The organism is Streptomyces sp. NPDC017448 (assembly GCF_044330565.1).
In the GTDB taxonomy this organism is placed as follows: Bacteria; Actinomycetota; Actinomycetes; order Streptomycetales; family Streptomycetaceae; genus Streptomyces.
On sequence record NZ_JBIRLM010000007.1, the window covers coordinates 1 to 18,408 of the forward strand.

The following is an 18,408-nucleotide window of genomic DNA, read 5'->3' on the forward strand; positions in this document are numbered from 1 at the left end:
TTGACCGGGTCCACGACGCCCGGCACAGCACCTCGCGGCGTTGCCGAAACGCCCGAATCGCTCCGCGATGCAGGCATTCCAGCGCCTTGCGATGCCCCGCACCAGACGCCGCGGCCTCTCCGATCCTGATCCGCCGGACACACCCCAGGGCCTGTCGTCAAGCTGCCGCCCCCTCGTGGCGCACCGCTCCGGAACGGGGGCCGGGCCGTCCGCCGATCCCCTCCGCCCACCGGGCCCCGGGCCGTCCACTGGCCCGCTCCGCCGACCGGGGCGAGCCTGGATACATGACGTATGTGCCCCCTCCCGGGGCGGCGCCAGGATTCACCGGCGCGCCCCTGTCCGTTAATAGAACGGTTCTGTCCGGTTTCCGCTCTTGACGGAGCACGGTCATCTACCTGAGCATCGGTCACGCATCGCGCACCTCTGGGCCCCCCTCTCGGGGCCCACGCTCCAGGACCCGGCCGGACCACCGCGGCCGGGGACCCCCCGCACGTTCCGTCAGTCCCCAACGGAATCCGGAGCCCGTGAATGAGACCGAACCGTTTCGCCCTGCGCAGATCCCCGGCGGCCGTCGCGGCCGTGGCCCTCGCCGTCGCCCTCGGGGCCGGCGCGCCGGCCGCCCACGCCGACGCGGCGGCACCCGCGAAGGCCGCCGTCGCCGCCCCCGACATCCCTGTGGCCAACGTCAAGGCCCACCTGTCGCAGTTCTCGACGATCGCCGCGAACAACGGCGGCAACCGCGCCCACGGCCGCCCCGGCTACAAGGCGTCCGTGGACTACGTGAAGGCCAAGCTCGACGCGGCCGGGTACACCACCACGCTCCAGCAGTTCACCTCCGGCGGGGCCACCGGATACAACCTCATAGCCGACTGGCCCGGCGGCGACCCGAACAAGGTCCTGATGGCCGGGGCCCACCTCGACTCGGTCTCCTCCGGCGCCGGCATCAACGACAACGGCTCCGGCTCGGCCGGCGTGCTGGAGACCGCCCTCGCCGTCTCCCGCGCCGGGTACCAGCCCGACAAGCACCTGCGGTTCGCCTGGTGGGGCGCGGAGGAGCTGGGTCTGATCGGGTCGAAGTACTACGTCAACAACCTGCCGTCCACCGAGCGTTCCAAGCTCGCCGGCTACCTCAACTTCGACATGATCGGCTCGCCCAACCCCGGTTACTTCGTCTACGACGACGACCCGGTCATCGAGAAGACCTTCAAGGACTACTTCGCGGGCATCTCGGTCCCCACCGAGATCGAGACCGAGGGCGACGGCCGCTCCGACCACGCTCCGTTCAAGAACGTCGGCGTTCCCGTCGGCGGCCTCTTCACCGGGGCCGGTTACACCAAGTCCGCCGCCCAGGCGCAGAAGTGGGGCGGGACGGCCGGGCAGGCCTTCGACCGCTGCTACCACTCGTCCTGCGACAACCTGAGCAACATCAACGACACCGCCCTGGACCGCAACAGCGACGCCGCCGCCCACGCGATCTGGACCCTGTCCGCAGGCTCCACCGGCGAACCGCCCACCGGCACCGTCTTCTCCAACGACGCCGACGTCGCCGTCCCGGACGCCGGGGCGGCCGTGACCTCGTCGATCGCGGTCACCGGCCGGACGGGCAACGCCCCGGCCGCGCTCAAGGTCGACGTCGACATCAGGCACACCTACCGGGGCGACCTGGTCGTCGACCTGCTCGCGCCGGACGGCACCGCGTACCGGCTGAAGAACTCCAGCAGCGGGGACTCGGCCGACAACGTCATCGCGGCGTACACGGTCAACGCCTCCGCTGAGACGGCCAACGGGACCTGGAAGCTCCGCGTCCAGGACATCGCCCGCCAGGACACCGGCTACATCAACGGCTGGAAGCTCACCTTCTGACCGTCAAGCCCACCGGCCACCGGCCCGCACCCCGCCGGGAAGCCGACCGGCCGCGGCCCCCTCCCGAGGAGCACCCCGGGAGGGGGCCGCACCGCGGTCGGTCACCGGTACCGCTTGATCTCCCGCCGGGCCAGCGACCGCTGGTGCACCTCGTCGGGACCGTCCGCCAACCGCAGCGTCCGCGCCGAGGCCCACAGCTCCGCCAGCGGGAAGTCCTGGCTGACCCCGCCCGCCCCGTACAGCTGCACCGCCGAGTCCAGGATGTCCACCACCGCGCGCGGAGTGGCGATCTTGATGGCCTGGATCTCCGTGTGCGCGCCCCTGTTGCCCACCGTGTCCATCAGCCAGGCCGTCTTCAGCACCAGCAGCCGCAGCTGCTCCACCGTGACCCGGGCGTCCGCGATCCAGTTCTGCACCACCCCCTGCGCGGCCAGCGGCTTGCCGAACGCCGTACGGCCCACGGCCCGCCGGCACATCAGCTCGATCGCCCGCTCCGCCATTCCGATCAGCCGCATGCAGTGGTGGATGCGGCCCGGCCCGAGCCGCGCCTGCGCGATGGCGAAACCACCGCCCTCCTCGCCGACCAGGTGGGAGGCGGGCACCCGTACGTCGTGGAAGACCACCTCGGCGTGGCCGCCGTGCGAGTGGTCCTCGTACCCGTACACCCGCATGGCCCGCCGCACCTCGACGCCCGGGGCGTCGCGGGGGACCAGGATCATCGACTGCTGGCGGCGGATGTCGTCGCCGTCCGGGTCGGTCTTGCCCATCACGATGAAGACCGCGCACTCCGGGTTCATCGCCCCGGAGATGTACCACTTGCGCCCGTTGACGACGTAGTCCCCGCCGTCCCGGACCATCCGGGTCTCGATGTTCGTCGCGTCCGAGGACGCCACGTCCGGCTCCGTCATCGCGAACGCGGAGCGGATCTCCCCGGCGAGCAGCGGCTCCAGCCACCGCTTCTTCTGCTCCTCGGTGCCGAACTGGGACAGCACCTCCATGTTCCCGGTGTCCGGAGCGGCGCAGTTCGTCGCGGTCGGCGCGAGGTGCGGGGAGCGGCCGGTGATCTCCGCGAGCGGGGCGTACTGGAGGTTGGTCAGCCCCGCCCCGTACTCCGCGTCCGGCAGGAAGAGGTTCCACAGGCCCCGGCGGCGCGCCTCGGCCTTCAGCTCCCCGACGACCGCGGGCGTCTCCCACGGCGAGGCGAGCAGCGCCCGCTGCTCCTCGGCGACCGGCTCGGCCGGATACACGTGCTCGTCCATGAACGCGAGCAGCCTGCCCCGCAGTTCCTCGGTACGGGCGTCGAATGCGAAGTCCACGGGGTCAGCCTTCTTGGAGGGTGGTGCGGCCGTGCTCGATGAAGACGGGGACGAGGTCGCCGATCCGGTCGAAGCCCGCGCCGACGGTCTGGCCGAGGGTGTAGCGGTAGTGGATGCCCTCCAGGATCACGGCGAGCTTGAACCACGCGAACGCGGTGTACCAGGAGAGGGCGGAGGTGTCGCGGCCGGAGCGGGCCGCGTAGCGCTCGATCAGTTCGGCGGGGGAGGGGTGGCCGGGGGCCCCGCTGGTGGTGGAGACGGGCGACCGCGGCAGCCCGAGGTCGGAGCTGTACATCACGAGCAGCCCGAGGTCGGTCAGCGGGTCGCCGAGCGTGGACATCTCCCAGTCGAGGACGGCCCTGATCCGGTCGTCGGGGCCGAGCAGCACGTTGTCCAGCCGGTAGTCGCCGTGGACGACGGTGGGCGCGGGGGAGGCGGGCAGCGCCCGGCCGAGGGCGGCGTGCAGCTCGTCGATGCCCGCCAGCTCGCGGTTGCGGGAGGCGTCCAGCTGCTTGCCCCACCGCCGCAGCTGCCGGTCCAGGAAGCCCTCCGGCCGCCCGAAGTCCCCGAGCCCGACCGCGTCCGGGTCCACGGCGTGCAGGTCCACCAGGGTGTCGACGAGGCCGAGGACCGCGGCCCGGGTGCGCTCGGGGCCCAGGGGGGCGAGCTGGTCGGCGGTGCGGTACGGGGTGCCCTCGACGTACTCCATCACGTAGAACGGCGCGCCGAGCACCGTGTCGTCCTCGCAGAGCAGCAGCGGCTCCGGCACGGGCACGGCGGTGGGGTGCAGGCCGCTGATCACACGGTACTCGCGCGCCATGTCGTGCGCGGTGGCCAGCACATGGCCGAGCGGCGGCCTGCGTACCACCCACTGCCCCGTCCCGTCGCCGACGACGTACGTGAGGTTCGAACGGCCGCCCTCGATCAACCGCGCTTCCAGGGGCCCGCTCACCAGCCCCGGCCGCTCGCGGTCGAGACGGGCCCGCAGCGACTCGGGGTCGAGACCTGGCGGGGGGAGTGGGCTCATGGCGCGTACCTCCGGACGGTGGAACGAGGTGAGGGGACGGTCGGGGACCATGATGCCGACCAGTCGGTATGCCGTCCAGTGCCCTCCCGGGATCCGGCCGTTCCGCAGCCCGCCCCGGACCTGCCTCCGAGCCCTCGCGTGCCCCCGTGCGCCTCGGGGCGGCCGGTGGCCGCCGGTGGCCCCGCACCGGCGGCGCTCCGAGTTGCGGCGTCCCCCCGCTGCGCGGAAGGTCGGAGGATGAAGGCGATCAGCTACAGCGCGTACGGTTCCGCGGACGTCCTGGAGTACGGCGAGCGGCCCGACCCCAAGGTCGGCCCCGACTCCGTCCTGGTGAAGGTGCGGGCCGCCGCCGTCAACCCGGTCGACTGGAAGGCCCGCGAGGGCTATCTGCAAGGGGCGCTCGACGCCGTCTTCCCGGTGGTCCCCGGCTGGGACGTCTCCGGCGTCGTCGTGCAACCGGGCGTGGCCGTGGACGAGTTCGCGGTGGGCGACGAGGTCATCGGCTACGTACGGGAGGACTTCCTCTCGCGCGGTACGTTCGCCCAGTACGTCGCCGCCCCCGTGCGCACCCTGGCCCGCAAACCGCTGAGCCTGGGCTTCGAGGAGGCGGCCGGTCTGCCGCTGGCCGGGCTGACCGCCTACCAGGTCCTGCACCGCGTCCTGAAGATCCGCGAGGGCGACACCGTCCTGGTCCACGCCGCGGCCGGCGGGGTCGGATCGCTCGCCGTCCAGATCGCCCGGCACGCCGGCTGCCGGGTGGTCGGCACCGCGAGCCTCCGCAACCACGACCACCTGCGCAGCCTCGGCGCGGAGCCGGTGGAGTACGGCGAGGGCCTGGTCGACCGTCTGCGGGACCTGGTCCCCCAGGGCTTCGACGCCTCCTTCGACACGGTGGGCGGCGACGCCCTGCGGGCCTCCGCCGACACCCTCGCCCCGGACGGCCGGCTCGCCTCCATCGCGGACGAGGAGGTCTTCTCCTACGGCGGCCGCTACGCCTTCGTGCGCCCCGACGCGGACGACCTGGCCCAGGTCGCGGAGCTGGCCGAGCGGGGCGTGGTCACCGTCCACGTGGACCGGGTGTTCCCGCTGGAGGAGGCCGCCGCGGCCTACCGCCTCAACCAGGAGGGGCGCACCCGCGGCAAGATCGTGGTGACGGTGGACTGGGACGGCTGAGGACCGGCTGCGGCCGGGCCGCGCTCAGAACAGCATCGCCGCCGCGAACGCCGCCAGCGCCCCCGTGCACAGCGCCGCCGCCAGCGCCCCGGGGGGCGCGAGCGGTCCGGGGCGCGCCGCCCCCAGCTCCACCACCCGGCGGTGGGCCACCAGCAGGAACCCCAGCCAGGAGAGCGCGCTCAGCGCCACCGCGACCAGCGCGCCCGGGGACGCCCCGCTGTGCAGCGCCTGCCGTACGGCGAGCAGCGCGACGACCGTGGCGGAGAGCGTCGTCCGCCGCCAGGCCAGCCGCGTCCGCTCGGGCTGCAGCCCGGGGTCCCGGCCCGGCGCCGTCACCCGCCCTCCCAGCCGAAGAGGACCACCACCACCATCGCCACGGCCACGACGGCGACCACCAGGCTCAGCAGGGTCGGGAACCGGGACACCGGCAGGTCCTCGTCCCGCCGCATCGCCCGCTCGCACCGCACCCAGTGGTTGACCGCCCGCAGCGCGCAGAGCACTCCGGCGGCCAGCAGTCCGAGCGCCAGCCCGGCCCGGACGCCCCACGCCAGCTCCGGCAGGAACTGGTCGACGGCGAACCCGCCGCCGACCAGGGCGAGCGCCGTCCGGATCCAGGCGAGGAACGTGCGCTCGTTGGCCAGCGAGAACCGGTAGTCGGGGGTGTCCCCCTCCTCCCGGACCCGCTGCGGCGCGAACCACAGCCGTACGCTCTGCGCGATCTTGTTCACACCGGAAACCCTAGGCGCTGCCCACCGGACGGGCCCGACCGGGCCGGACGGGCCCGCCCGGGTCCGAGGCCCGGCCGGGTCGGACGAACCCGCCCGGGTCCGACCGGGTCCGAGGCCCGGCCGGGCCGCACCGGACGCGGTCACGCCGCCCCCGGCCCCCGCAGCCGCCGGTACGCCTCCAGCCCGTCCGGCACCCAGGGCCACTCCTCAAGCCGCCGCTCCAGCTCCGCCTCGTCGAGGAACGCGTGCCAGGCGACCTCCTCCACCTGCGGGGAGACCGGCAGCTCGCACCGCACCCGGTAGACGGCCGACCACCAGGTGTGCTCGCCGTCCGCGTAGAGGAACCGGAACAGCGGCTCCGGCCGGGGCAGCCCCGAGACCCCCAGCTCCTCCTCCGCCTCGCGCAGCGCCGCCTCGTCGTACGACTCGCCCGCGCCCACGACGCCGCCGACGAACATGTCGTAGTGCGAGGGGAAGACCGCCTTCGTGTCCGTACGCCGGTGGACGAAGACCCTCCCCTCCGCGTCGCGCACCTCGATGAACACGCAGCGGTGCCGCAGCCTCCGCGCGGTCGCCTCACCGCGCGGAGCCTGCCCGACGACCTCGTCGTTCTCGTCGACGATGTCCAGAATCTCGTCCGAGGGGTCCATGCGTTCCATCCAACAGCACCAGGCCGGACGGTTGACGTGGCCCCGGCGGATACCCAAGATCTGACGCACGGGTAACTCGAACGTCCCGCCGGCCTCGCGGGGGCCGGCCGCCGCCGCCCGTCCTGCCCGCCCCCGAGCCTCCCCGACAGGATGGAACCCATGGCGTACGACGCTGACGTGATCGTGATCGGGGCGGGGCTCGCCGGGCTCGTGGCCACGGCCGAACTGGTCGACGCCGGCCGCTCCGTGATCCTCCTCGACCAGGAGCCCGAGCAGGCCGTCGGCGGCCAGGCGCACTGGTCCTTCGGCGGCCTCTTCCTCGTCGACTCGCCCGAACAGCGCAGGATGAGGATCAAGGACAGCCGGGAGCTGGCGCTCCAGGACTGGTACGGCACGGCGGGGTTCGACCGCGAGGAGGAGGACCGCTGGCCGAGGAGGTGGGCGGAGGCGTACGTCGACTTCGCCGCCGGTGAGAAGCGCTCCTGGCTGCACCGGCAGGGGGTGCGCTTCTTCCCCGTCGTCGGCTGGGCCGAACGCGGCGGTTACGACGCGACCGGCCACGGCAACTCCGTACCCCGCTTCCACATCACCTGGGGAACCGGCCCCGGCATCGTCGCCCCCTTCGAGCGGCGGGTCCGCGAGGGCGTCGCCCGGGGGCTCGTCCGGCTGGGGTTCCGCCACCGGGTGACCGGTCTCTCCCGCACCGCCGGGGCGCTCGACACGGTCACCGGCGAGATCCTGGAACCCAGCGCGGCCGAGCGCGGCGCCGCGAGCAGCCGGGAGGTCGCCGGCGCCTTCGAGCTGAAGGCCCAGGCGGTGATCGTCACCTCCGGCGGCATCGGCGGCAACCACGACCTCGTCCGCGCCCAGTGGCCGAAGCGCCTGGGCACCCCGCCCGAGAAGATGCTCTCCGGCGTCCCGGCCCACGTGGACGGACTGATGCTCGGCATCGCGGAGAAGGCGGGCGCGCACCACGTCAACCGCGACCGGATGTGGCACTACACCGAGGGCATCGAGAACTGGAACCCGATCTGGGGCAAGCACGGCATCCGCATCCTGCCCGGCCCCTCCTCCCTCTGGCTGGACGCCCGCGGCAAGCGGCTGCCGGTACCCCTCTTCCCCGGCTTCGACACGCTCGGCACCCTCGAACACATCATGGGCTCCGGCCACGGCTACACCTGGTTCGTGCTCAACCAGCGCATCATCGGCAAGGAGTTCGCCCTCTCCGGCTCCGAACAGAACCCGGACCTGACCGGCAAGTCGGTCCGCGACGTGATCGGCCGGGCCCGGGTGGACGTGCCCGCACCGGTCAAGGCGTTCATGGACCACGGCGCCGACTTCGTCGTGGAGAAGGAGCTCGGCGCGCTGGTGCGCGGCATGAACGCGGTCACCGGAGACGGCCTCATCGACGAGGCGAGCCTGCGCCACGAGATCACCGCCCGCGACCGCGAGATCGTCAACCCCTTCACCAAGGACCTCCAGGTCACCGCGATCAACGGAGCCCGCGCCTACCTGGGCGACCGCCTCATCCGCACCGTGAAGCCGCACCGCATCCTGGACCCGGCCGCCGGCCCGCTGATCGCCGTCCGCCTCCACATCCTCACCCGCAAGTCCCTCGGCGGCCTGGAGACGGACCTGTCCTCCCGGGTCCTGACCGCCGACGGGGCCCCGCTCCCCGGCCTGTACGCGGCGGGCGAGGCGGCGGGCTTCGGCGGCGGCGGCGTCCACGGCTACCGCTCCCTGGAGGGCACCTTCCTGGGCGGCTGCATCTTCTCGGGCCGGGCGGCGGGGCGGGCGGCGGCCAAGGCGGTGGCTTCCTAGCGCCGAGGACCGACGAGCGGGCCGTTCCGGCCCTTTCGCGGGCATCGACGTCCGGGCCGCTCGCCCTCGCTCCTGCCGTGCGGGGCGGACCGGACCACCGGGGCCGAGCCCCTGCGGCGGCCGAGGGGCGGGGGGCGGGGCCCGGCCCGGCGACCGCCCGGCGAAGGCCCGCCCCCGCGCCGCGGACACCCCGCCGCCGGACGCCCCCGCGCCGCGGGCGCCCCTGCCGCCGGCCACCCCGCCCCCGGACGCCCCCGCCCCCCCGGCGTTCCCGCCCCGGAGGCCCCCCGGGACACCCCGCCCCCGGGTCACACCATCCGCTCGACCACCCGGAACCGCTCCGCCACGATCAGCGTCCCGTCGTCCACCGTGAACGACGGATCCCCCAGAGCCTCCCGCATCTCCTCGCTGTGCCAGAACCGTTCGTGCCCCGCCCGCCACTCGGCCACCGAGGCGTACCCCTCGCCCTCGTCCAGCGCGTGCCGCAGGTCCACGGCCCCCAGCGGCAGCACCCGTACGTCCGTCACCTCGACCACCGCGACCTCCCGCCCGTCCGAGTCGATGAGCGCGGACCGTTCGCCGACCGGCGGCAACTCCTCCCGCTCCAGCTCGTATTCGCACAGCAACCCGGTGGTGGACACCTTCTCACCGGCGAGCACCGCCGCCACCAGCCGGTCCCGCACCGGTCCGGGGAAGGCGAGAAGGAAGGGCTTCAGGGGGTCGCGTGGCTCCATGCGACCAGTGTGGCACCCGGAGGGGCCCCGCCCCGGGCGTCGGCGCTTCCCGCGCCGCCCTCCGCCCGGCCGCTGTGCCGCTACCCCCGCCGGTTCGACCGGAACCAGCCAACCGGCCTGCCTATATGAGCAGTTGGCGTCCAACGCCCCTTGACGTGAAGCACGGCCTCCCGCTTTGCTGTGCGCGATCGTCCGCTCGCACACCGCATCGAAGGAAGCCCGCGGCATGCCCCCGCCTCCGCCGCCACCCCTGGGTCGTTCCCGACGCCGGGGCAGCCGCTCGGAACTCGTCTTCGACCCGGCCCTCGACGACGACGAACTCATCGCCGCACGCGGCCTGTTCGCCCGGGGCAGATGGTCCGAGGCCCGCACCCTGCTGGTGGGCACCGGACGGGACTGGGACCGCCGCGCCCACCGCCTGCTGGCCCTCGCCGAGATCTCGTCCGCCGTGGAGTGGGCGGGCGACTGGCTGCTCGTCGAACCCGAGAGCACCGACGCGGCCGTCCTCCTCGGCTGCGCCCGGGTGGCCCGGGCGCTGCGGCCCAAGGCCGGGGCGCACGACGCCGCCCGCGCCCGTGAGGCGTGTCTGACCGCCGCCCGCCTCACCCCCGAGGACCCCACCCCCTGGCTCGCGCTGCTCCTCCTGGACCGGGGGCGCGACGACGGCGCGGACGAGACCGGCCGGCTCTTCGAGGAGGTGCGCTCCCGCCACCCGGACCACCACCACGCCCACCACGTGATGACGGCTCTGCTGGCCGAGAGCAGCCCCCAGAGCGGTCACGACCCGCTCCACGAGGTCTACGACTTCGCCGCCTGGGCCGCCGAACTGGCCCCGGAGGACTCCCCGCTGGCCGTCCTCCCCGTCGTCGCCCACGCCGAGCGCTACCGCGTCCTGGTCGCCGCGGGCATCGAACCCGCCGACCCGGCGGCCTCCGGCCACTGGTCCGGACGCCGCGCCCGCCAGGTGACGAAGGCCGCCTTCGACTGGTGGCTGGAGTGGGAACGCGACGACCACCCCCGCCACCGCGTCGACCTGAACTTCCTGGCGCACGCCAAGGTCTGCGAGGGCCGTCCCGCCGAGGCCGCCGCCCTCTTCCACCGCATCGGAGCCCACGCCACCGCCGCGCCCTGGTCGTACGCCGGCGGTGAACCCCACGCGGCGTTCACCGCCGCGCGCGCCTACGCCCTCGGCGCCCCCTGAGGCACGCCGCCCCCTGAGGCGCCCCTGCCCTGGGGCGGAGCGCCCCGCCCACCACGATGAGCACCACCCCGCCGGCTCCACCGCGAAGGAAGGAACCCCACCCGTCATGTCGACCGGCAGTTCGTTTTCCCGTGAGACCGACGCCTCCAGGAGCGCGGCCGACGCCGGAGGGATCAACACCTACAAGGGCGAGGAGCGGGCGCTGCGCGCCGACCGGCTCGGCGCCCCCGGCCTCCTGCTGTCGGTGGTCGCCGCCAGCGCGCCCCTGATGGTCGTCGCGGGAGTGATGCCCACGGTCTTCGGCGTGATGGGCATCGTCGGCCAGCCCCTGCTCTACCTCATCCTGGGCGTCGTCCTGATGCTCTTCGGCGTCGGTTACGCGGAGATGAGCCGGCACGTCCACAACGCCGGCGCGTTCTACGCCTACATCGCCCGCGGGCTCGGCCCGACCGCCGGCGCCGGCGCCTCGTTCGTGGCGCTGGTGGCGTACAGCGCCATGCAGGTCGGCATCTACGGCATCCTCGGCTTCGAGGTCTCCGGCATCTTCGCCGCCTACCTCGACATCGAGCTGGCGTGGTGGATACCCGCCCTGGTCTCGGCGGCCGTCGTCGGCGTCCTCGGCTGGCTGAAGATCGACCTCAACGCCAAGGTGCTCGGCATCCTGCTGGTCATCGAGTGCGCCCTCGTCGTGATCTTCGACATCGCCGCCGTGAGCAAGCCGGGCCCCGAGGGGCTGTCCTTGCACGCCTTCGACCCCGAGACGCTCGCCGGCGCCGGACTCGGCACCGCGCTCTGCTTCTGCATCGCCGCGTTCGTCGGCTTCGAACAGGCCCCGGTCTACGCGGAGGAGACCAGCCGCCCGCAGATCGTGGTCTCCCGGGTGATGTTCCTCGCGGTCGGATACGCCGCGCTGTTCCTGGCGATCAGCTCCTGGGCCCTGACCGTGGCCGCCGGACCCGGCTCCATCGTCGGCGCCTCCCTCGAGGAGGGCCCCGGCATGCTGTTCGGCCTCACCGAGGAGCGGCTCGGCTCCACCTTCACCGACGTGCTGCACATCCTCTTCGTCACCGGGATGTTCGCGGCGCTCCTGAGCTTCCACAACGTGGTCGCCCGCTACGCGTTCGCCATGGGCCGCGAGGGCCTGCTGCCCGCCCGCTTCGGCCGTACCAACCGGGTGAGCGGCGCCCCCGGCACCGGCTCGCTGCTCCAGAGCGCGGTCTCGGCGGTGGTCGTCCTGGCGTTCGCGCTCACCGACGACAACCCGGTCGGCGACCCCACCGCCCCCGTCCTGCGGCTGTTCACCTGGATGGGCAACGTCGGCGCGCTCGGCGTCATCCTGCTGATGGCCGCCGCCTCCTTCGCCGTCATCGCCTTCTTCGTCAAGCGCGGCGCGGGCCGCGCCCAGGCCCCCCGCCTGGTCGCCTCCGCCCTCGCCGGACTGGCGCTCCTCACGATCGCGGTCCTCACCGTCCGGGACTTCGACGTCCTCCTCGGGTCGGTCCCCGGATCGGCCCTCACCTGGCTGCTGCCCGGTGTGATCCTCCTCGCCCTCCTCGGCGGCCTGGCGTACGGGACGGTACTGCGCTCGGTCCGGCCCGAGGCGCACGCCCGGATCGGCCTCGGCAACGAGGCGTTCCAGCTGGAGAAGGCCGCCGAGAGCGGGGCCGCCCGCCGCTGAGCCCCCTGCACACACGGACGCGCCCGCCCCGGACGGTTCCGGGGCGGGCGCGTCCGTACGCGTACGGGGCCGCTACAGCAGCAGCGACAGCAGCAGGATGAACGCCATCGCCACCACGGAGATGATCGTCTCCATCACGGACCAGGTCTTCACCGTCTGGCCGACGTTCATGCCGAAGTACTCCTTCACCAGCCAGAACCCGGCGTCGTTGACGTGGCTGAAGAAGAGCGAACCGGCGCCGACCGCCAGCACCAGCAGCGCCGCGTGCGAGGTCGACATGTCGGCGGCCAGCGGGGCGACCAGGCCGGCGGCCGAGATGGTGGCGACCGTGGCCGAGCCGGTGGCGAGGCGGATCGCGACGGCGATCAGCCAGCCGAGCAGCAAGGCGGGGATCGACCAGTTCTCGGAGAAGTCCAGGATCATCTGGCCCACCCCGGCGTCGATCAGCGTCTGCTTGAAGCCGCCGCCCGCTCCGACGATCAGCAGGATCCCGGCGATCGGGGCGAGGGACTTCTCCACGGTGCCGGCCAGCCGGTCCTTGGTGAACCCGGCGGCCCGGCCGAGCGTGAACATCCCGACCAGGACGGCCGCGAGCAGGGCGATCAGCGGCGAACCGATGACCGCGGTGACCTTCTGGAGGCCGTTATCCGGGTTGTCGACCACGATCTCGACGAGCGCGTTCAGCAGCATCAGGACGACCGGCAGCAGGATGGTCGCCAGGGTCGCGCCGAAGCTCGGGCGGCGGTCCAGCTCCTCCGAGGGCCGCTGCGGGATCATGTTCTCCGGCGGCTTGATGTCCACCCAGCGCGCGGCGTAGCGGGAGAAGACCGGGCCGGCGATGATCACCGTCGGTATGGCGACCAGCACGCCGAGCGCCAGCGTCACACCCAGGTTGGCGTCCAGGGCGTCGATCGCGACCAGCGGGCCGGGGTGCGGCGGGATCAGCCCGTGCATCACGGAGAGCCCGGCCAGCGCGGGGATGCCGATCCGCATCAGGGAGTAGTTGCCGCGCTTGGCGACCAGCAGCACGACCGGGATCATCAGCACGATCCCGACCTCGAAGAACAGCGGCAGCCCGATGATCGAGGCGATCAGGACCATCGCCCAGGGCATCGCCCGGCCGCTCGCCTTCGCCAGGATGGTGTCGACGACCTGGTCGGCGCCGCCCGAGTCCGCGAGCAGCTTGCCGAGGATCGCGCCGAGCGCGATGAGGACGCCCACACCCGACACCGTGGAGCCGAGGCCCGAGGTGAAGCTGAGGATCGTGTCCGCCGGGGCCGCGCCGGCGAAGGAGCCGAGCGCCAGCGAACCGATGGTCAGCGCCAGGAAGGCGTGCATCCTGAGCTTGGTGATGAGGAGAACGATGACGGCGATGCCCGCCAGGACGGCGATGCCCAACTGAGCGTTGCCTGCCGAGGTGATCGGTTCGGCGGCGCCCGCTGCCAGCATCTCGACGCTGAGACTGGTCACGGTGAAGGTCCTTAACTGTCGAGCCGGCGCAGTGCCGCGACGGCTCGCTGGGTGATTTCCGTAGGGGTGCCGGACACGTCGACGCTCACCCCGGCCTCGTCGGCCTGGAGCGGCTGGAGCGTCGCGAACTGCGAGTCGAGCAGCGCGGTGGGCATGAAGTGGCCCTTGCGGTCCGCCATCCGCTCCTCGATCAGCGCCCGGTCGCCGGTCAGGTGCAGGAAGACGGCGTCGGGCGCCCCCTCCCGCAGCCGGTCCCGGTAGACCCGCTTGAGAGCGGAGCTGGAGACGACCCCGCCGAGCCCGGCGCGTCCGTGCGCCCATTCACCGATGGCGTCCAGCCAGGGCCACCGGTCGTCGTCGTCCAGGGGGGTGCCGGCCGACATCTTGGCGATGTTCGCCGGGGGATGGAAGTCATCGCCCTCGGCATACGGAACGCCGAGTTCGGCGGCGAGCAGGGGACCGATCGTGGTCTTGCCGGTTCCTGCTACGCCCATCACCACGACGACGTGGGGGGTGCTCATGGGGGGTGCCTCGCTGTCTTCTTCGACATCGGTCCGTCGCGCTACTGAAACCTATTAGGTACGACTTATTCAAGAGGCTGTGACGTAAACGTCGTACTTATTGTTCCCGGGGTGCGCCCTTTAGGCTTGGTCCATGACCACACAGAGCCAGGGGCTGCATACGCATGTGCTGGACACCCTGGGTCTGGAGATCTCCTCCGGCCAGTGCCCGCCCGGCAGCGTGCTGCGCACCGACGAGCTGGCCCAGCGCTTCGACGTCTCCCGCACGGTCGTCCGGGAAGTGGTCCGGGTCCTGGAGTCGATGCACCTGGTCGAGTCGCGCCGCCGCGTCGGCGTGACCGTCCGCCCCACCGAGACCTGGAACGTGTACGACCCCCAGGTCATCCGCTGGCGCCTCGCCGGCGCCGACCGCCCCCGCCAGCTCCGCTCCCTCACCGTGCTGCGCTCCGCGGTGGAGCCGGTCGCCGCCTCCCTCGCCGCCCGCCACGCCACCGCCGAGCAGTGCGCCGAGCTGACCGAGCGCGCCCTCGGCATGGTCGCCACCTCGCGGGGCCAGCAGCTGGAGGGCTACCTCGAACACGACATCGCCTTCCACCGGATCGTCCTCAACGCCTCCGGCAACGAGATGTTCGCCCGGCTCGGGGACGTCGTCGCCGAGGTCCTGGCGGGCCGAACCCACCACCAGGTGATGTTCGAGGACCCCGATCCGGCCGCCGTCACCCTGCACGTACGGTTGGCCGAAGCGGTCCGCGAGGGGGACGCGGAGGCCGCCGAGCGGATCACCAAGGAGATCGCGGTGGGCGCCCTGCACGAACTGGACGTGCTCGCTCCGTAGCGGACCCCCAAGGCGTACGGTGGTCCGCGATCGATCTTCGCCAAGCGCGGGAACAGGGAGAACAGGGTTATGGCACAGCAGGTGCAAGCGGTCATCGCACCGGGCAAGGACGAGCCGGTCAGGGTCGAGACGATCGTGATCCCGGACCCCGGCCCCGGCGAGGCCGTCGTGAAGATCCAGGCGTGCGGCGTCTGCCACACCGACCTGCACTACAAGCAGGGCGGCATCAACGACGAGTTCCCCTTCCTCCTCGGCCACGAGGCGGCGGGCGTCGTGGAATCGGTCGGCGAGGGCGTCACCGACGTCGCCCCCGGCGACTTCGTCGTCCTCAACTGGCGTGCCGTGTGCGGCCAGTGCCGCGCCTGTCTGCGCGGCCGCCCCTGGTACTGCTTCGACACCCACAACGCCAAGCAGAGGATGACCCTGCTGGACGGCACGGAGCTGTCGCCGGCCCTCGGCATCGGAGCGTTCGCGGAGAAGACCCTCGTCGCCTCCGGCCAGTGCACCAAGGTCGACCCCGAGGTCGCCCCGGAGGTCGCCGGTCTGCTGGGCTGCGGCGTCATGGCGGGCATCGGCGCCGCCATCAACACCGGCCAGGTCGGCCGCGGGGACTCCGTCGCCGTCATCGGCTGCGGCGGCGTCGGCGACGCGGCGATCGCCGGAGCCCGGCTGGCCGGCGCGGCGAAGATCATCGCGGTCGACATCGACGACCGCAAGCTGGAGACGGCGAAGAAGATGGGCGCCACCCACACCGTCAACTCCCGCTCCACCGACCCCGTCGAGGCGATCCGCGCCCTCACCGACGGCAACGGCGCCGACGTGGTCATCGAGGCCGTCGGCCGCCCCGAGACCTACAAGCAGGCCTTCTACGCCCGCGACCTGGCCGGCACGGTCGTCCTCGTCGGCGTCCCCACCCCGGAGATGAAGCTCGAACTGCCGCTCCTGGACGTCTTCGGACGCGGCGGCTCCCTCAAGTCCTCCTGGTACGGCGACTGCCTGCCCTCCCGCGACTTCCCGATGCTCGTCGACCTGCACCAGCAGGGCCGCCTCGACCTCGCCGCCTTCGTCACCGAGACCATCGGCATCGGCGACGTCGAGCAGGCGTTCGCCCGGATGCACGACGGCGACGTCCTGCGCTCGGTGGTGGTCTTCTGATGGCCGCCCGCATCGACCACCTGGTCACCTCCGGCACCTTCGCCCTCGACGGCGGCGAGTGGGACGTCGACAACAACGTCTGGATCGTCGGCGACGACAGCGAGGCGATCGTCATCGACGCCGCCCACGACGCCGCCGCCATCGAGGCCGCGCTCGGCGGCCGTACCCTGCGCGCCATCGTCTGCACCCACGCGCACAACGACCACATCGACGCCGCGCCCGCCCTCGCGGAGGCCACCGGCGCCCCGATCCTCCTCCACCCCGACGACCTGCCGCTCTGGCTGCGGACCCACCCGGAGCGCACTCCGGACGACACCCTCGCGGACGGCCAGGAGCTGACCGTGGCGGGCACGGTCCTCACGGTCCTGCACACCCCGGGCCACGCCCCCGGCGCCGTCTGCCTGTACGCCCCCGAGCTGGGAACCGTCTTCACCGGCGACACCCTCTTCCAGGGCGGCCCCGGCGCCACCGGCCGGTCGTTCTCGTCCTTCCCGACGATCATCGACTCGATCCGGGACCGCCTGCTCACGCTGCCGGGCGACACCGCCGTGCGCACCGGCCACGGCGACCCCACCACCATCGGCGCGGAGGCCCCGCAGCTCGACGAGTGGATCAAGCGCGGCCACTGAGCGCCGCCCGCCTCACCCCTCCGGCCAGGCGGAGAGCCGCAGCCCGCTCGTGAAGCGGCGCGGCTCCCCGCCGACCGGATCGGTGAACTCCAGCACCCGCGCCAGCAGCTGCAACGGCCGCGAGAAGTCGTCCGCGGCCCCCTCCGCCTCCACCACCGGATACAGCGGGTCGTGGAGGATCGGCAGCCCCAGGGCATTCATGTGGACCCGCAGCTGATGCGTCCGCCCGGTCGCGGGCAGCAGCCGGTAGCGCCCCGTCCCGCCCCGCCGCTCCACCAGCTCGATACGGCTCTCACTGTTGGCCTCGCCCGGCTCCTCGCGGGCCGCCGGCACCCCGCGCTCCTTGACGATCCGGCTGCGTACGGTCCGGGGGAGGGCCACCGAGGGGTCGTACGGGGCCACCGCCTCGTACTCCTTGCGCACCCGCCGGTCCCGGAACAGCGTCTGGTACGCGCCCCGGTCCTCGGGCCGAACCACGAACAGCAGGAGCCCCGCCGTCAGCCGGTCCAGCCGGTGCGCGGGCTGGAGGGCGGGCAGCTCCAGCTCCCGCCGCAGCCGGGCCACCGCGGTCTCGGTGACGTGCCGCCCGCGGGGCGTCGTCGCCAGGAAGTGCGGCTTGTCGGCGACCACGATCCGCTCGTCCCGGTACACCACCCCCACCGGGAACGGCACCGGCTCCTCGGGCGCGAAGTCCCGGTGGAACCAGAGGCACAGCCCGGCGGCGTACGGCTCCGAGCCCCGCACGGCGGCCCCGTCCGCCCCCACGAACCGCCCGGCCGCCAGCATCTCGCCCACCCGCCCGGCCCCGACCGCCCCGCCGAACCGCTCGACCAGGTACTCCCCGACGGTGGCCGGGACGCACCCCGCCGCCTCCGGCAACCGCACCCGCACCGCGTCGATGCCGTCCCGCTGGGGAAGCGGCCCGGCGGACGCCCTCCGGCGACCCCTCACCGGGCGCCGCCGGGGACGGGTACGTCGTCGTGGGCGGGGGCAGCGGGTCCACGCATGCGGTCGGGCCGTCCTTCCGGTCGGGCAGCCGGGCTCCGGCCGGCCGTCCCGCCATTCTCCCGGACGAGGGGGACGGGCACTCCGTGCCCCCTCGAAGCGGGCGACCTGTCCGTACGGGGCACGGGCCGGGAACGCGCGGCGGGGGCGGACGGGGCGAACCCGTGCGCCCCCTCGACGTCGGCGCCCGGCGTCCTCTTCCAGCGGATCACCTCCTCCATCGACCGGTGGCTGCACGCGCCCGGTCTGCGGCCTGCCGCCCTCCCGGCGGCGCACGGGATCTCTCTGCGCCATCTGCACCGGGTCTTCCAGCAGAACGGGACCTCGGTCAGCGCCTACGTCAGACAGCGGCGCCTGGAGCGGTGCCGGCGTGATCTGACCGATCCGGACCTGGGCCACCTCACCGTCCACTCCCTCACCACCCGGTGGGGATTCCCGCGCCCGGCCGACTCCACCCGCGCCTTCCGTGCCGCCCCGGGGTTGCCGCCGAGCCACTACCGGGCGCGGTACGCTCCCCGCGTCGGCGACGCTTCGTAACCGCCCGACAACGCGAAGGAGCCCCACCGAAGTGGGGCTCCTGCTGGTGGTCAACCGACGGAATT

18 protein-coding genes are annotated in these 18,408 nt (G+C 73.2%); 9 read left to right on the forward strand and 9 right to left on the reverse strand.

The window, feature by feature from the left end; all coding sequences use genetic code 11:
- Positions 1-528: 528 nt before the first annotated feature.
- Positions 529-1,863, forward strand: a complete 1,335-nt coding sequence (locus tag ACH4K1_RS13825; RefSeq protein WP_398089295.1) for a M28 family metallopeptidase — start codon at positions 529-531, stop codon at positions 1,861-1,863.
- A gap of 101 nt (positions 1,864-1,964) precedes the next feature.
- Here the strand turns inward: ACH4K1_RS13825 and ACH4K1_RS13830 are convergent, their stop codons facing one another.
- Both ACH4K1_RS13830 and ACH4K1_RS13835 read right to left on the reverse strand, forming a co-directional pair.
- Complete coding sequence (locus ACH4K1_RS13830) at positions 1,965-3,179, reverse strand: acyl-CoA dehydrogenase family protein (RefSeq protein ID WP_398089297.1); 1,215 nt, start codon at positions 3,177-3,179, stop codon at positions 1,965-1,967.
- Positions 3,180-3,183: 4 nt separating this feature from the next.
- Entirely contained in the window at positions 3,184-4,206 is a 1,023-nt protein-coding gene (locus ACH4K1_RS13835) for a phosphotransferase family protein (protein WP_398089299.1), read from the reverse strand.
- A 237-nt stretch (positions 4,207-4,443) separates the two neighbouring features.
- On the opposite strand from ACH4K1_RS13835, the gene ACH4K1_RS13840 reads away from it, so the two are divergent.
- Complete coding sequence (locus ACH4K1_RS13840; RefSeq protein WP_398089300.1) at positions 4,444-5,379, forward strand: NADP-dependent oxidoreductase; 936 nt, start codon at positions 4,444-4,446, stop codon at positions 5,377-5,379.
- 24 nt (positions 5,380-5,403) lie between these two features.
- Here ACH4K1_RS13840 and ACH4K1_RS13845 read toward each other — a convergent pair whose 3' ends face one another.
- The 3 genes from ACH4K1_RS13845 to ACH4K1_RS13855 all read right to left on the reverse strand — a co-directional run bounded on the left by ACH4K1_RS13845 (position 5,404) and on the right by ACH4K1_RS13855 (position 6,757).
- Positions 5,404-5,715, reverse strand: coding sequence for a DUF202 domain-containing protein (locus tag ACH4K1_RS13845; RefSeq protein WP_398089302.1), 312 nt, complete (start codon positions 5,713-5,715; stop codon positions 5,404-5,406).
- A complete protein-coding gene (locus ACH4K1_RS13850) occupies positions 5,712-6,107 on the reverse strand; it encodes a YidH family protein (RefSeq protein ID WP_398089303.1) in 396 nt (131 codons plus the stop codon). Before ACH4K1_RS13850 ends, ACH4K1_RS13845 begins: the two co-directional genes overlap by 4 nt.
- A 140-nt stretch (positions 6,108-6,247) precedes the next feature.
- Positions 6,248-6,757 (reverse strand): NUDIX domain-containing protein, encoded by a 510-nt coding sequence (locus ACH4K1_RS13855; RefSeq protein WP_398089708.1) that lies wholly within the window; start codon positions 6,755-6,757, stop codon positions 6,248-6,250.
- Positions 6,758-6,916: 159 nt separating this feature from the next.
- Here ACH4K1_RS13855 and ACH4K1_RS13860 point away from each other — a divergent pair, with 159 nt between their 5' ends.
- Positions 6,917-8,578, forward strand: a complete 1,662-nt coding sequence (locus ACH4K1_RS13860) for an FAD-binding dehydrogenase (protein WP_398089305.1) — start codon at positions 6,917-6,919, stop codon at positions 8,576-8,578.
- A 308-nt stretch (positions 8,579-8,886) separates the two neighbouring features.
- On the opposite strand, the gene ACH4K1_RS13865 is transcribed toward ACH4K1_RS13860, so the two are convergent.
- Positions 8,887-9,312, reverse strand: a complete 426-nt coding sequence (locus ACH4K1_RS13865; protein ID WP_398089307.1) for an ASCH domain-containing protein — start codon at positions 9,310-9,312, stop codon at positions 8,887-8,889.
- Positions 9,313-9,538: 226 nt separating this feature from the next.
- Between ACH4K1_RS13865 and ACH4K1_RS13870 the strand changes: the two genes are divergently transcribed.
- Together ACH4K1_RS13870 and ACH4K1_RS13875 are read left to right on the forward strand one after the other, a co-directional pair.
- Positions 9,539-10,513 carry a hypothetical protein gene (locus tag ACH4K1_RS13870; RefSeq protein WP_398089309.1) on the forward strand — a complete coding sequence of 325 codons (975 nt, stop codon included), beginning with the start codon at positions 9,539-9,541 and terminating at the stop codon, positions 10,511-10,513.
- Between the two features lie 106 nt (positions 10,514-10,619).
- Positions 10,620-12,191, forward strand: coding sequence for an APC family permease (locus ACH4K1_RS13875; RefSeq protein WP_398089310.1), 1,572 nt, complete (start codon positions 10,620-10,622; stop codon positions 12,189-12,191).
- A gap of 72 nt (positions 12,192-12,263) precedes the next feature.
- Here ACH4K1_RS13875 and ACH4K1_RS13880 read toward each other — a convergent pair whose 3' ends face one another.
- Positions 12,264-13,661 carry a GntP family permease gene (locus tag ACH4K1_RS13880; RefSeq protein WP_398089312.1) on the reverse strand — a complete coding sequence of 466 codons (1,398 nt, stop codon included), beginning with the start codon at positions 13,659-13,661 and terminating at the stop codon, positions 12,264-12,266.
- A gap of 11 nt (positions 13,662-13,672) precedes the next feature.
- Positions 13,673-14,182, reverse strand: coding sequence for a gluconokinase (locus ACH4K1_RS13885; RefSeq protein ID WP_398089314.1), 510 nt, complete (start codon positions 14,180-14,182; stop codon positions 13,673-13,675).
- 133 nt (positions 14,183-14,315) lie between these two features.
- On the opposite strand from ACH4K1_RS13885, the gene ACH4K1_RS13890 reads away from it, so the two are divergent.
- From ACH4K1_RS13890 to ACH4K1_RS13900, 3 genes are all read left to right on the forward strand, one after another.
- Positions 14,316-15,017: a FadR/GntR family transcriptional regulator gene (locus tag ACH4K1_RS13890; RefSeq protein ID WP_228991420.1), complete on the forward strand. Its 702-nt coding sequence runs from the start codon at positions 14,316-14,318 to the stop codon at positions 15,015-15,017.
- A gap of 69 nt (positions 15,018-15,086) precedes the next feature.
- Positions 15,087-16,172, forward strand: coding sequence for an S-(hydroxymethyl)mycothiol dehydrogenase (locus tag ACH4K1_RS13895; protein ID WP_398089315.1), 1,086 nt, complete (start codon positions 15,087-15,089; stop codon positions 16,170-16,172).
- The gene (locus ACH4K1_RS13900) at positions 16,172-16,801 is read left to right on the forward strand and encodes an MBL fold metallo-hydrolase (RefSeq protein WP_398089317.1); all 630 of its coding nucleotides are present in this window, start codon (positions 16,172-16,174) and stop codon (positions 16,799-16,801) included. The genes ACH4K1_RS13895 and ACH4K1_RS13900 overlap by 1 nt, the downstream gene beginning before the upstream one ends.
- Positions 16,802-16,813: 12 nt before the next feature.
- Here ACH4K1_RS13900 and ACH4K1_RS13905 read toward each other — a convergent pair whose 3' ends face one another.
- The gene (locus tag ACH4K1_RS13905) at positions 16,814-17,752 is read right to left on the reverse strand and encodes an RluA family pseudouridine synthase (RefSeq protein ID WP_398089319.1); all 939 of its coding nucleotides are present in this window, start codon (positions 17,750-17,752) and stop codon (positions 16,814-16,816) included.
- A gap of 54 nt (positions 17,753-17,806) precedes the next feature.
- Here ACH4K1_RS13905 and ACH4K1_RS13910 point away from each other — a divergent pair, with 54 nt between their 5' ends.
- On the forward strand, positions 17,807-18,343 hold the full coding sequence (locus tag ACH4K1_RS13910; RefSeq protein WP_398089321.1) for a helix-turn-helix domain-containing protein: 537 nt from the start codon (positions 17,807-17,809) through the stop codon (positions 18,341-18,343).
- Positions 18,344-18,408 lie beyond the last annotated feature (65 nt).

What these genes read in the sequence shown, in the direction of transcription:
- ACH4K1_RS13890 (WP_228991420.1), top strand. Translation starts at nt 14,316, where the DNA reads ATGACCACACAGAGCCAGGGGCTGCATACGCATGTGCTGGACACCCTG.
- ACH4K1_RS13840 (WP_398089300.1), top strand. Translation starts at nt 4,444, where the DNA reads ATGAAGGCGATCAGCTACAGCGCGTACGGTTCCGCGGACGTCCTGGAG.
- ACH4K1_RS13835 (WP_398089299.1), bottom strand. Translation starts at nt 4,206, where the DNA reads ATGAGCCCACTCCCCCCGCCAGGTCTCGACCCCGAGTCGCTGCGGGCC.
- ACH4K1_RS13860 (WP_398089305.1), top strand. Translation starts at nt 6,917, where the DNA reads ATGGCGTACGACGCTGACGTGATCGTGATCGGGGCGGGGCTCGCCGGG.
- ACH4K1_RS13870 (WP_398089309.1), top strand. Translation starts at nt 9,539, where the DNA reads ATGCCCCCGCCTCCGCCGCCACCCCTGGGTCGTTCCCGACGCCGGGGC.
- ACH4K1_RS13825 (WP_398089295.1), top strand. Translation starts at nt 529, where the DNA reads ATGAGACCGAACCGTTTCGCCCTGCGCAGATCCCCGGCGGCCGTCGCG.
- ACH4K1_RS13875 (WP_398089310.1), top strand. Translation starts at nt 10,620, where the DNA reads ATGTCGACCGGCAGTTCGTTTTCCCGTGAGACCGACGCCTCCAGGAGC.
- ACH4K1_RS13900 (WP_398089317.1), top strand. Translation starts at nt 16,172, where the DNA reads ATGGCCGCCCGCATCGACCACCTGGTCACCTCCGGCACCTTCGCCCTC.
- ACH4K1_RS13855 (WP_398089708.1), bottom strand. Translation starts at nt 6,757, where the DNA reads ATGGACCCCTCGGACGAGATTCTGGACATCGTCGACGAGAACGACGAG.
- ACH4K1_RS13910 (WP_398089321.1), top strand. Translation starts at nt 17,807, where the DNA reads ATGCGGTCGGGCCGTCCTTCCGGTCGGGCAGCCGGGCTCCGGCCGGCC.
- ACH4K1_RS13865 (WP_398089307.1), bottom strand. Translation starts at nt 9,312, where the DNA reads ATGGAGCCACGCGACCCCCTGAAGCCCTTCCTTCTCGCCTTCCCCGGA.
- ACH4K1_RS13895 (WP_398089315.1), top strand. Translation starts at nt 15,087, where the DNA reads ATGGCACAGCAGGTGCAAGCGGTCATCGCACCGGGCAAGGACGAGCCG.
- ACH4K1_RS13885 (WP_398089314.1), bottom strand. Translation starts at nt 14,182, where the DNA reads ATGAGCACCCCCCACGTCGTCGTGGTGATGGGCGTAGCAGGAACCGGC.